Source organism: Kribbella sp. NPDC026596, assembly GCF_040638415.1.
GTDB lineage: Bacteria > Actinomycetota > Actinomycetes > Propionibacteriales > Kribbellaceae > Kribbella.
In genome coordinates this window covers 26,504-38,763 of record NZ_JBEZYF010000083.1, presented here as the reverse complement: position 1 = coordinate 38,763, position 12,260 = coordinate 26,504, and the positions used below count along the sequence as shown (strand labels likewise).

At 68.8% G+C, this 12,260-nt stretch carries 11 protein-coding genes; 2 read left to right on the top strand and 9 right to left on the bottom strand.

Annotated features, from left to right (window positions below; genetic code table 11):
• Positions 1-108: 108 nt before the first annotated feature.
• Genes gatB through gatC form a run of 3 tightly spaced genes read right to left on the bottom strand, consistent with a single transcriptional unit; the run spans position 109 to position 3,415 of the window.
• Positions 109-1,617, bottom strand: coding sequence for an Asp-tRNA(Asn)/Glu-tRNA(Gln) amidotransferase subunit GatB (gene gatB, locus AB0E63_RS40615; RefSeq protein WP_360378432.1), 1,509 nt, complete (start codon positions 1,615-1,617; stop codon positions 109-111).
• A complete protein-coding gene (gatA, locus tag AB0E63_RS40610) occupies positions 1,614-3,119 on the bottom strand; it encodes an Asp-tRNA(Asn)/Glu-tRNA(Gln) amidotransferase subunit GatA (protein WP_360378430.1) in 1,506 nt (501 codons plus the stop codon). Before gatA ends, gatB begins: the two co-directional genes overlap by 4 nt.
• Positions 3,119-3,415 carry an Asp-tRNA(Asn)/Glu-tRNA(Gln) amidotransferase subunit GatC gene (gene gatC, locus AB0E63_RS40605; RefSeq protein WP_130387521.1) on the bottom strand — a complete coding sequence of 99 codons (297 nt, stop codon included), beginning with the start codon at positions 3,413-3,415 and terminating at the stop codon, positions 3,119-3,121. The genes gatA and gatC overlap by 1 nt, the downstream gene beginning before the upstream one ends.
• A gap of 235 nt (positions 3,416-3,650) precedes the next feature.
• On the opposite strand from gatC, the gene AB0E63_RS40600 reads away from it, so the two are divergent.
• Entirely contained in the window at positions 3,651-4,295 is a 645-nt protein-coding gene (locus tag AB0E63_RS40600) for an ACT domain-containing protein (RefSeq protein ID WP_360378428.1), read from the top strand.
• A gap of 63 nt (positions 4,296-4,358) precedes the next feature.
• Here AB0E63_RS40600 and AB0E63_RS40595 read toward each other — a convergent pair whose 3' ends face one another.
• Positions 4,359-4,583, bottom strand: coding sequence for a hypothetical protein (locus tag AB0E63_RS40595; protein ID WP_360378425.1), 225 nt, complete (start codon positions 4,581-4,583; stop codon positions 4,359-4,361).
• A gap of 24 nt (positions 4,584-4,607) precedes the next feature.
• Positions 4,608-5,540 (bottom strand): hypothetical protein, encoded by a 933-nt coding sequence (locus AB0E63_RS40590; protein ID WP_360378423.1) that lies wholly within the window; start codon positions 5,538-5,540, stop codon positions 4,608-4,610.
• Here AB0E63_RS40590 and AB0E63_RS40585 point away from each other — a divergent pair.
• Entirely contained in the window at positions 5,523-6,152 is a 630-nt protein-coding gene (locus AB0E63_RS40585) for a hypothetical protein (protein ID WP_360378420.1), read from the top strand. The two genes, AB0E63_RS40590 and AB0E63_RS40585, sit on opposite strands and share 18 nt — an antisense overlap.
• Before the next feature lie 87 nt (positions 6,153-6,239).
• Here AB0E63_RS40585 and ligA read toward each other — a convergent pair whose 3' ends face one another.
• The 4 genes from ligA to AB0E63_RS40565 form a co-directional block, all read right to left on the bottom strand.
• Positions 6,240-8,369 (bottom strand): NAD-dependent DNA ligase LigA, encoded by a 2,130-nt coding sequence (gene ligA / locus AB0E63_RS40580; RefSeq protein ID WP_360378417.1) that lies wholly within the window; start codon positions 8,367-8,369, stop codon positions 6,240-6,242.
• Positions 8,370-8,442: 73 nt separating this feature from the next.
• Positions 8,443-9,420: a methionine synthase vitamin-B12 independent gene (locus AB0E63_RS40575; RefSeq protein WP_360378415.1), complete on the bottom strand. Its 978-nt coding sequence runs from the start codon at positions 9,418-9,420 to the stop codon at positions 8,443-8,445.
• Positions 9,417-10,508: a tRNA 2-thiouridine(34) synthase MnmA gene (gene mnmA / locus AB0E63_RS40570; RefSeq protein ID WP_360378412.1), complete on the bottom strand. Its 1,092-nt coding sequence runs from the start codon at positions 10,506-10,508 to the stop codon at positions 9,417-9,419. Before mnmA ends, AB0E63_RS40575 begins: the two co-directional genes overlap by 4 nt.
• Complete coding sequence (locus AB0E63_RS40565; protein ID WP_360378409.1) at positions 10,508-11,710, bottom strand: cysteine desulfurase family protein; 1,203 nt, start codon at positions 11,708-11,710, stop codon at positions 10,508-10,510. The genes mnmA and AB0E63_RS40565 overlap by 1 nt, the downstream gene beginning before the upstream one ends.
• Between the last annotated feature and the right edge of the window lie 550 nt (positions 11,711-12,260).

The window sequence follows — 12,260 nt, the reverse complement described above, 5'->3', positions numbered from 1 at the left end:
ATCTTTGACTGCCGCGTCTAGAGCTTGGAAATCTCTTAGGAACATAAAAAGGACGCTGCATTAAAGTCCGCCGCCCCCAGCCTAATCGACTTGTCCCTCCGTCAGCTCTCAGATACCGAGCTTGGCGTTCAGGAGCTCGCGGACCTTGGCCGCGTCCGCCTGACCGCGCATGTCCTTCATCACCGCGCCGATCAGCGCACCGGCGGCGGCCGGCTTTCCGGAGTTGACCTTCTCGACCACGTCCGGGTTGGCCGAGATGGCCCGCTCGATCGCCTCGATCAGGGCCGAGTCGTCCGAGACCAAGGCCAGACCGCGCTTGTCGATGATCTCGGCCGGCGTGCCCTCACCCTTGATCATTCCGTCGAAGACCTGCCGCGCGAGCTTGTCGTTCAGCGCACCCTCGTCGACCAGCTTCTGCACCTCGGCGACCTCGGCCGGACCGACGCCGAGCGCCTCGAGCTCCTGGCCCGACTCGTTCGCCGCGCGGGCCAGCTCACCCAGCCACCACTTCTTCGCCGCGGCCGGGGTGATCCCGAGCTCGACGGTCGCCACGATCGGCTCCAGCGCGTTGCCGTTGATGACGTCGCGCATCTCCAGGTCGGTGAAGCCCCACTCCTCCTGCAGCCGGACCCGGCGCAGCGAAGGCGCCTCCGGCAACGAAGCACGGATCTCCTCGACCCACTCGCGGGACGGGGCGACCGGGACCAGGTCGGGTTCCGGGAAGTACCGGTAGTCGTCGGCGTCGGACTTCTCCCGGCCGGACGTGGTGATGCCGGTGTCCTCGTGCCAGTGCCGGGTCTCCTGCAGGACCTTGCCGCCGGACGACAGTACCGCCGCCTGCCGGGTGATCTCGTACGTGATCGCGCGCTCGACCGAGCGGAACGAGTTCACGTTCTTGGTCTCGGTCCGGGTGCCCAGCGTCGACGAGCCGTGCGGCTTCAGCGACACGTTGGCGTCGCAGCGTAGCGAGCCCTGGTCCATCCGGACGTCGGAGACACCCAACGCGAGCAACAGGTCGCGCAGCATGCTCACGTACGCCCGCGCCACCGCCGCGGCCTTCTCCGGCGGAACCTCGATCGTCTTGGTGACGATCTCGATCAGCGGGATACCGGCCCGGTTGTAGTCGACCAGCGAGTGCGAGGCGCCGTGGATCCGGCCGGTCGCGCCACCGACGTGGGTGGACTTGCCGGTGTCCTCCTCCATGTGGGCGCGCTCGATCTCGATCCGGTACGTCTCACCGTCGACGACCACTTCGGTCCACCCGTTGTACGCGATCGGCTCGTCGTACTGGGAGGTCTGGAAGTTCTTCGGCATGTCCGGGTAGAAGTAGTTCTTCCGGGCGAACCGGCACCACTCCGCGATCTCGCAGTTCAGCGCCAGGCCGATCTTGATCGCGGACTCGACGCCGCGCCGGTTGACCACCGGCAGGGCGCCGGGCAGACCGAGGCAGACCGGGCAGGTCTGGGTGTTCGGCGGCGCGCCGAACTCGGTCGGGCAGCCGCAGAACATCTTCGACCTGGTGTTCAGCTCGACGTGGACCTCGAGGCCCATCACCGGGTCGTACTGCGTCAGCGCGTCGTCGATCTCGAGGACTGCGTCAGTTGCAGCTGCGGTCATCGGGTCACCTCCAGCTCCGGAGCCTTGGTCATCAGCACGCCGCCCCACTGCTCGGCCAGCGCGGACTCCAGCGCGGCGCCGACGGTGTAGCACAGGTCGTCACGCATCACCGGGGCCATCACGTGGAAGCCGACCGGCATGCCGTCCTCGTCGGCGAGGCCGCACGGGAACGACCCGGCCGCGTTGCCGGCCAGGTTGGACGGGATCGTGCAGAGGTCGTTCTTGTACATCGCGATCGGGTCGTCGATCCGGTCGCCGATCGCGAACGCCGTCGTCGGCGTCGCGGGCGAGACCAGCACGTCGACCTGCTCGTAGGCCTTCGCGAAGTCGCGGGCGATCAGCGTCCGCACCTTCTGTGCCTGCCCGTAGTAGGCGTCGTAGTACCCCGCCGACAGGGCGTGCGTGCCGAGGATGATGCGGCGCTTCACCTCGGCGCCGAAGCCGGCCTCGCGGGTCAGGCTGGTCACCTTCTCCGCGCTGTTCGTGCCGTCGTCGCCGACGCGCAGTCCGTACCGCATCGCGTCGAACTTGGCCAGGTTGGACGAGGCCTCGCTCGGCAGGATCAGGTAGTACGCCGGCAGCGCGTACTCGAAGTGCGGGCAGGAGACCTCGACCACCTCGGCGCCGAGCTTGGTGAGCAGCTCGACCGCCTCGTGGAAGCGCGCCTCGACCCCCGGCTGGTAGCCCTCGCCGCCGAGCTCCTTGACCACACCGACGCGCAGACCGGACACATCACCGTTGCGCGCCGCCGCGACGACGGCCGGCACCGGCTGGTTGATCGACGTCGAGTCCATCGGGTCGTACCCGGCGATCGCCTCATGCAGGAGCGCCGCGTCGAGCGTCGTCCGCGCACAAGGACCAGGCGTGTCGAGCGATGACGCCAGTGCGATCAGTCCGTATCGCGACGTTCCGCCGTACGTCGGCTTGACGCCGACCGTGCCGGTGAACGCACCGGGCTGCCGGATCGAGCCGCCGGTGTCGGTGCCGATCGCGAGCGGCGCCTCGTACGCCGAGATCGCGGCCGACGACCCACCGCCGGAACCACCGGGGATCCGGCCCAGATCCCACGGGTTGTGGGTGGTGCCGTACGCCGAGTTCTCAGTGGAGGAGCCCATCGCGAACTCGTCCATGTTGGTCTTGCCGAGGATGACGATCCCGGCCGCCTTCAACCGCTTGACGACCGTCGAGTCGTACGGCGGCTTCCAGCCCTCGAGGATCTTCGAGCCGGCCGTGGTCGGCACGTCCTGCTGGGTCAGCACGTCCTTCAGCGCCAGCGGGACACCGGCCAGCGGGCCGAGCTGCTCGCCCGCGGCACGCTTCGCATCCACGGCGGCGGCCTGCGCCAGCGCGCCCTCGGTGTCGACATGCAGGAACGCGTGGACGTCGCCGTCGACCGCCGCGATCCGGTCCAGGTGCGCCTGGGTGATCTCCACCGAGCTGGCCTGGCCGGACATCATCAACTCCGCGAGCTCGGCCGCGGTCTTCCTGATCAGCTCGCTCATCAGTCCTCCTCCAGGATCCGCGGCACCCGGAATCGCTGCTCCTCCGCGGCCGGCGCGCCGGACAGCGCCTGCTCCGGCGTGAGGCACGGGACGTTCTCGTCCGCGCGCATCACGTTGGTCAGCGGCAGGGCGTGCGAGGTCGGCGGGATGTCGTCCGCGGCCACCTGGCTGACCTGCCCGACCAGGGTGATGATCTGGTCGAGCTGTGGCGCGAGGTGGTCGAGCTCGTCATCGCTGAGCTCGATCCGCGCCAGTCGCGCCAGGTGCGCGACCTCTTCGCGGGTAATCGATGGCATGAACTGATCCAATGTCTGCAAGTAGCCGAGTGAGAAACACAGAGAGGTTCTCGGTGTAACGCGAGCCATCCTAGTGGGCGGCCATGACGGTCGCGTTTCCTCATCCCCGGTCCCTGTGGACAACGCTCTGTGCTCAACTGTCGAGAGGGCCGGGCGTGTCTTCGCGTTCCGCTCTGTAACATTGGCGGCGACAGGGTGTTATACGCATGGTGATCGGCTGGGAGATGATCGTTCGGTGTTCCTGCTGCGATTGATCATCCCGGACCGGCCCGGTTCGCTGGGCACTGTGGCGACCGCCCTCGGTGAAGTGAACGCCGACATCCACGCCATCGAGATCGTCGAGCACCGGCGCGAGAACGGCACCGCCGTCGACGACATCGTGGTCGACCTGCCGCAAGGCGTCCTGCCCGACCGCCTCGTCTCGGCGTGCAACGGCGTACCGGACGTCGAAGTGATCTGGTTCTCCCGGTACGGCGCCGGCGGCGGACTGCACATGGATCTGGAAGCCGTCGAGCAGATGACGTCGGCTCCGACCGACGCGATCGACATCCTGGTCGAGCAGTCACCGGCCGTGCTGCATGCCGACTGGGCCGCACTGCTGGACGGCACCGGCAGCGAGGTGAAGGTGGCGCTGGAGACCAGCGCCACTCCCGAGTTCGGCGATATGGCGAAACGCTGGCTGCCGATGGACAAGGCGACCACGCTGGAAGCCCCGGAGCACAAGGGCCTGTCCGAGTCCGTGCTGGTCGCGGCCCCGCTGGAGTCCGAGCGCCGGATCCTGGTCATCGGCCGCCGCGGCGGCCCCGAGTTCCTCGGCTCCGAGGTAGCCCGCCTGAGCTACCTCGCCTCCCTGGCCGTCACCATCCGCGCCACCGCCTGACCCACGTACGCCGTACAAGCAAGAAGCCCCCGCTCCAGCGAGCGGGGGCTTCTGCGTGTGGTTCTAGGTGAACTGGAAGTAGGCGAGGACCCAGAGGCCGGCGATGACCAGGAGGACGACGACGCCGACCAGGACCACGATCAGGATCGCCTGGCTGTTGCTGCCGTTGCCGTCCGGGAGGTCGAACTGGGTAGGCCCCCAGGCGCCGCCGCCGTCGACGCGCTGGACCGCCTCGGGCGGTGGTGCGGCCACCGTCCGCGACTCCCGCTTCTCCTGGGGGAACTTCATCCGGTCTCCTGACCTCGACTCGACTCAGACGAAGAACGTCTCGTAGGAGATGTTGATCCGCTGCGAGGAGTACCCGTCCGTGGCATTGCCGGTGATCTCGACCCGCCATCCGGCCACATAAGAAGCGTACGACTTCCCGTCACTGTGCGCCTGGATGTACGACTTCAGCGCCGCGATATCCCCGCCCGTGAGTGCGCCGAACGCGTCGTTCACCGCGGTCGGAAGGGCCTTCTTCACGTCCGCCGGGTCACCCGAGGCGCTCATCTCGATCTGCTTGATGCCCTCGCCCTCGCTGGCGTAGAAGTACACCCGCTGCGAGCCGTACTTGCCGACCTGCTTGCTGCAGGAGCTCGTGCAGACGTACTGCTTGGCCTTCAGCCTGGTGACCATCTGCGGCTCGGTCGTGTCGAAGGTCTTCCTCGGCAGGTCGAGCGAGTCCATTCCGGACTTGCCGCCGGACAGCTCCAGGGTGTCGCCGTCGTTGCGCAGCTGGAACTCGCCCCAGGTGCTGCCGACCTTCTGCGACTTCTGCCCGTTCTTGACCGCGGTCTGGATCTGCTTGACCTGGTCGCCGCCGAAGGTGTCGTTGCCGAGCGCCTGCAGCTCCGCGTCGAAGGTGACCGCGGCGTTGTTGACGTTGTCCTCGTTCTGCGAGGTCAGCTGGACACCGATGATCGTGCCGTCGGCCTGGAACTGGAAGACCGCCTCGGCCTCGGTGGCACCTTCGTACTTGAAGCAGCCGCGGTGCGCGCCCTGAGCGGTGTTGAACAGGTCGCTGCAGCCGTAGCCGATGCCCTGCAGCTTCTCGGTGGCGGTCTTCGCCTGACCGGTCGCGTTACCGAGCTCGCCGTTGTTGTTGTCCCCGCCGTTGCTCGGGTTGCCGGTCGGCTGCGGGGAGGTGGTCGGATTCGACTCGGGCTCGTCGTCACCGCCGAAGGCGTGGATGCCGAGGAACACGAGCAGGCCGATCAGGACGATGCCGACGACACCGCCGCCGATGATCAGCGGCAGCTTCTCCTTGCTGATGCCGCCGGGACCCTTGGAGCCGCCAGGACCACCCTGCTGCCACTGGGGCTGACCAGGCTGTCCCTGCTGCTGGTGCCAGCCACCTTGCTGATGACCCTGCTGGCCCCACGACTGCTGCTGGTACGGGCCGCCTTGCTGCTGCGCAGTGCGCTGAGCCCAGCCGCCCTGAGCAGGCTGACCCTGCCCAGGCTGTCCCTGAGGCTGACCCGGTCGGTCCTGAGGGCCGGGGCCGGTCTGCTGCGGCCGGCCCTGCTGCGGCCGCGCCGGCGGCTGTCCCCAACCGCCCTGCTGGGGCGGCTGCCCCTGCTGAGGGGGCTGGCCCTGCTGAGGGGGCTGACCGTGCGGGGGCCGGCCTTGTTGCGGCGGCTGCTGCGGGCGCTGGGCCCAGCCTCCACCACCCTGGCCCGGAGGAGGCTGCTGGCCCCAGCCGCCTTGTCCTCCCTGTCCCCCCTGCTGCCCGCCTGGCTGGCCCCCCGGCTGCCCAGGACCCCACGGTCCTTGCGGCGGCGTCGTCATATTTGCTCCTTCTTGACCCACATGTAGACGTGCAAAGTTAACAGTCCGACGGCTCAGCACAGCCTTCGGATCCACGCCGTACGACGACGTGGCGGCGATCACCCGACGCGGGAGCTACGCGTCTCCGGGCTCCGGCCTGGTGGCGACCTCGGACGCGGCGTCGGCGCCCTGGTCGAGCAGCACCTGGAAGCCGGCACCGTCCAGGATCGGCACGCCCAGCTGGACGGCCTTGTCGTACTTCGATCCCGGCGAGTCGCCCACGACAACGAAGGACGTCTTCTTCGAGACCGAGGACGCCGCCTTGCCACCACGCGACACGATCGCCTCGGTGGCCTCGTCGCGGCTGAAGCCTTCAACCGTTCCGGTCACGACGATCGACAGGCCGCTCAGGGTCTGCGGCACGGTCGGTCCGGTGCGCTCCTCGCGGAGCTGGACGCCGGCCGCCTTCCACTTGTCGACGATCGCCTGGTGCCAGTCGATCTCGAACCACTCGATCACGGCGTGCGCGATGGTCGGGCCGACGCCCTCGATCTCCGAGAGCTCCTCCTCGCTCGCCGCGCGGATCTGCTCGATGTCGTCATACACCGCTGCCAGCGCCTGCGCGGCGGTCGGGCCGACGTGTCGGATCGACAGCGCGACGAGGCCGCGCGACAGTGGCTGGGTCTTGGCTTGCTCCAGGTTCGTCAGCAGGCGCAGCGCGTTCGCAGACAGCGATCCGGCCTTGGTGGTGAAGAACGAACTCCGGGCCAGGGCCTCCTCGGTCAGCCCGAACAGGTCGCCCTCGTCCGTGATCAGCCCGTCGACGATCAGCGCGTCGGCGCCCTTGAATCCGAGCGCCTCGATGTCGAACGCCGACCGCCCGGCCAGGTGGAACAACCGCTCCCGCAGCTGCGCCGGGCAGGACTTCGTGTTCGGGCAGCGGATGTCGACGTCGCCTTCCTTCATCGGGCGCAGCGTCGTCCCGCAGGAGGGACATTTGGTCGGCATCACGAACTCGTGGGCGTCGTCCGGCCGCAGGTCGATCACCGGGCCGAGGATCTCCGGAATCACGTCACCGGCCTTGCGCAGCACCACGGTGTCGCCGATCCACACGCCCTTGCGCTTCACCTCCGACGCGTTGTGCAGGGTCGCGAACTCGACCGTCGACCCGGCCACCCGGACCGGCTCCATCCGCCCGTACGGCGTGACGCGGCCGGTGCGGCCGACGTTCACCTCGATGTCGAGGAGCTTGGTGGTGACCTCTTCCGGCGGGTACTTGTACGCGATCGCCCAGCGTGGTGCGCTCGAGGTCGACCCGAGCGCGCGTTGCAGGTCGACCTCGTCCACCTTCACCACGACACCGTCGATCTCGTGGTCGACGGAGTGCCGGTTCTCGCCGTAGTACGCGATGAACTCGTTGACCTGGTCGAGCGTCTCGACCTTGCGGGCTCGGTCGCTGGTCGGCAGTCCCCAGGCCTTCAGCTGGTCGTACGCCTCGGACAGCCGGCCGATGTGGAAGCCGTCAACGCGGCCCAGGCCGTGGACTACGAAGCGCAGCGGGCGGGTCGCGGAGACCCGGGGGTCCTTCTGCCGCAGCGATCCGGCGGCGCTGTTGCGCGGGTTGGAGAACGGGTCCTTGCCCGCCTCGACCAGCTGCGCGTTCAGCTCCTCGAAGTCCTCGACGCGGAAGTAGACCTCGCCGCGGACCTCCAGGAAGGACGGGTGGTCCTTGCCGTCGAGCTCGTTCGGGATGCTCTTGATCGTGCGGACGTTGGGTGTCACGTCCTCGCCGGTACGTCCGTCGCCGCGGGTGGCGCCGCTGACCAGCTTGCCGTCTTGGTAGACCAGGTCGAGCGCGAGTCCGTCGACCTTCAGCTCGCACAGGAAGCCGCTGTCGTGGATCTGCTGGAGGGTGACCTCGCGCTCCAGTCGCTTGGCCCAAGCCTCCATCTGCTCGGCGGAGAAGGCGTTACCGAGGCTCTCCATCCGCATCGGGTGCTGCACCGGGGTGAACAGGGTGGAGATCGGGATGCCGACCTTCTGCGTCGGCGAGTCCGGCGTACGGAGCTCGTTGTACTGCTCCTCGATCGCCTGCAACTCATGCATCAGCGCGTCGAAATCCGCGTCCGAGATGATCGAGGAGGCCAGGTAGTACCGCACCCGGTGGTCCTCGATCTCCTTGCTCAAGGCGGCATGCCGCTCACGCACCTCAGGCGGCGCGGCAGGCTGATCAGCAGCAGTCGTCTCCGGAATCTCGGTGCTCATGAGGTGAATTTACAACCGACCACCGACGTTTCACCGCAGAAAGGCGCCGCCTGCGGGAGGTGCGCTGGGTGGGTCAGGCGTCGGCGGCTTCGCCTACGGCGTCTACTACTCGGCGGAGGAGGTGCAGGCGGGCTCTGGCGTCGGAGGGTGATGGAGAGGCTGCGAGGCCGCAGGCGGGGGTGATCACGACCTGCTTCAACAACTCCGGGTCGAGGCCGAGTTCGCGCCAGCGGCGGATCAAGGGACCTGCGGCCTGTTCGGGGTTGGGGATGGCGCCGGTGGTGGGCACCACGCCCGCGTAGAGCGTCGTACCGGCCTCGGCGGCGATGGCGATCTGGTCCCAGGCGGCGGTGCCTAGCAGGGAGACGTCGACGGCTACCCCAGTGGCGCCGGACTTGGTGAAGACCTCGATGGGCGGCCGGGCGGCGCAGCAGTGGATCACTGTGGGTGCCGCAGTCGTCACCAGACTCAACAGCTCCACAGCACCCGGACCGTCCACGGACCGGTGTTTGCCCCAACCGGATGCGGTCGGCACGGCCCCGGCCAGCACAGCAGGCAGCCCCGGCTCGTCGATCTGTACGACGAGCTCCGCCCCAGGCACCCGACGTCGTACCTCGGCCACATGCTCGCCCAACCCCAACGCCAGCGCCTCAGCCAGATCCCGCCGCGCACCATGGTCCGCCAGCACCTTGTCACCGCGCGGCAGCTCAACAGTCGACGCAAGAGTCCACGGACCGGTCAACTGCACCTTCAGCGGCCCGGTGTACCCGTCCGCCAACTCCTCGAGCACATCCAGGTCCTCAGCGAGCAACGACCGCGCCCGCCGCTGATCCAGACTCGCCCGCGGATCACTCCCCCCGGTCAACCGCCACCCGGCCGGCTGCAGGTCCGCGGCCAACTCGGTGAGTACGGCGATCGCCCGGCTGAGCATGTCGCCGTACGGACGCGCCGGCAGCTCAGCCAGGAACGGAATGTCAACTGCCTCGAGCAGAACCTTCGTCCACTCACGGATGTCATCACCCGGCAGCGACCCCAGGCCAGTTGTCGTCATACGTGTTGCGCCGCGGTCCGCGAGACTGTGTCGATAGTTGCCGATCCGATCACGCGGGTTCCGTCGTACAGCACCACGGCCTGGCCGGGCGCGACCGCGGACGTCGGCTCGTCGAAGTCGACCGAGACGAGGTCGCCCTCGATGCGCGCGGTGACCGCGACCTCCTCGCCGTGCGCGCGCAGCTGGGCCTTCACCTGCAGCTCCGACGTCGGCGCCGGACCGCACCAGCGCGGCTTCGACGCGGTCAGCCGCGAGACCGCCAGCTCGTCGCGCGATCCGACCGTCACCGTGCGGTCGACCGGGCTGATGTCCAGCACGAACCGCGGCTTGCCGTCGGCGGCCGGCGTACCGATCCGCAGGCCCTTTCGCTGACCGACGGTGAACCCGTGCGTCCCCTTGTGCTCGCCGAGCTTGTTGCCCTGCGCATCGACGATGTCTCCCGGCGCCTCGCCCAGATGCTCGCTCAGGAACCCAGGAGTGTTGCCGTCGGCAATGAAGCAGATGTCGTGACTGTCCGGCTTTGCCGCCACCGAGAGCCCGCGCCGCTCAGCCTCTTCACGCACCTCGGTCTTCACCGTGTCACCGAGCGGGAAGAACGCGTGCTTCAACTGTGCCTGCGTGAGCACCCCGAGCACGTACGACTGGTCCTTGGCCGGATCGACAGCCCGGTGCAACTCCCGACCGGAAGGCGTGTCCACGATGCGCGCGTAGTGCCCGGTCGCGACCGCGTCGAACTCGAGCGCGAGAGCCCGCTCCAGTACGGCGCTGAACTTCACCTTCTCGTTGCACCGCAGGCACGGGTTCGGCGTACGGCCGGCGGCGTACTCGCTGACGAAGTCCTCGACCACGTCGGCGTGGAACCGCTCGGCCAGGTCCCAGATGTAGAACGGGATGCCGATCACGTCTGCGGCCCGGCGGGCGTCGCGGGAGTCCTCGATCGTGCAGCAGCCGCGTGCGCCACTGCGATACGACTGCGGGTTGCGGCTCAGCGCCAGGTGCACTCCGACCACGTCGTGCCCGGCTTCGGCCATCCGCGCCGCCGCGACGGCGGAGTCGACCCCGCCGGACATGGCTGCGAGTACCCGCATCAGTTGTTCCTTCCCACGTTCTGCAGACCGGCGGACTTCGCCCGCTCCACCACCGGTCCGATGTTGTCCAGTACGGCGTCGACGTCGGCGCGGGTGCTGGTGTGTCCGAGGGTGAATCGGAGCGACCCGCGCGCCCGCTGGTCGTCGTACCCCATGGCCAGCAGCACATGGCTCGGCTCGGCGACCCCGGCGTTGCACGCGGACCCGGTGGAGACCTCGATCCCGCGTGCGTCGAGCAGCAGCAGGAGCGAGTCGCCCTCGCAGCCGCTGAAGGACAAGTGTGCGTTACCGGGCAAGCGGCCCACCGGGTCACCCGACAGTTTGGCGCCCTCGACCGTGCCGACCACACCGTCGATCAGGGCGTCCCGCAGCTCGGTCAGCCGCCGGGCCTCGTCGGCCTGGTGCTTGATCGCGTGCTCTGCGGCAACAGCGAACCCAGCGGTCGCAGGTGCGTCCAGCGTGCCGGACCGGACGTCGCGCTCCTGCCCACCACCGTGCAGGATCGGCGTCAGCTTCGTCTCCTTGTGGACGACCAGTGCACCGATTCCGTACGGACCACCGAGCTTGTGCGCGGACACGGTCATCGCGTCCACCCCCAGCTCCGCGAAGTCCACCGGCACCTGCCCGATCGCCTGGACGGCGTCGGTGTGCACGGGTACGTCGTACTCCTGGGCGATCGCCGCGATCTCACGGACCGGCTGGAGCGTGCCCACCTCGTTGTTCGCCATCATCAACGTGACGAACGACACGGACTCGGGATCGCTTTCGACAGCCCGGCGTACGTCGTCCGGCCGCACCCGCCCGAGCTCGTCGACCGGCAGCCACTCGATCTCGGCGCCCTCGTGCTGGGCCAGCCAGACGGCCGGGTCGAGGACGGCGTGGTGCTCGATGCCGCTCAGCAGGATCCGGCGCCGGCGCGGGTTCTCGGCCAGGCGGGCCCACCACAGGCCCTTCAGTGCGAGGTTGTCCGCCTCGGTGCCGCCGGAGGTGAAGACGATCTCACTCGGCTGCGCCCCGAGCGCCGCGGCGATGGTCTCGCGCGATTCCTCCACCGTCCGCCGGGCGCACCGGCCCGAGCCGTGCAGGGACGACGCGTTGCCGGTCTGCGCGAGGTGATAGGTCATCGCCTCGATCGCAGCCGGGAGCATCGGAGTCGTCGCCGCGTGGTCCAGATACACCGTGCGGCGCTCGGAAGGAGTCATAACGGTTTCAAGGGTATGTCCGCCGCCCTTGTTCCCGCGCATCGAGGCTCAGCGGCCGGACAGCAGCCTGAGCGTACGAGCGTGCTCGAAAGCGGCCCCGATCCGCTCGAACCGGGCCGCCGCCTCCGTCAGCAGACCCTCGTCCCGAGTCAGGCGGCCCCTGGCTCGCAGCAGTACGGCGTCCGACCAGGTGTTCTCCGTCACCGCGCGTTCGACGTACTTCTCGGCGTCGTGAAAGCCGGCCACGACCGCCAGCTCAGCCCCGGCGGCGCGCGCGTACGGGACCCACCATGGCTCGGGGAACTCCGCGAATGCCCGCTCGACTGCCTGTGCCACGGTTGCAGTGGCTGTGCCTGATTCGAGGCCATGGAGGGTCAGACGGGCATCGACGAAGGCAGCGGCCGACGCCAGCCACGGAGCGTCCATCGCATCGTCCACGCGGGAGATCTCCAGGGCGCGAGCCTGCCAGACCGCTTCCTGACCGGTGCCGAGCAGGCCGTGGGCCAGGGCGGCGGTGGAGGCGGCCGAGGCCATCCAGGCGTGCGGTGGG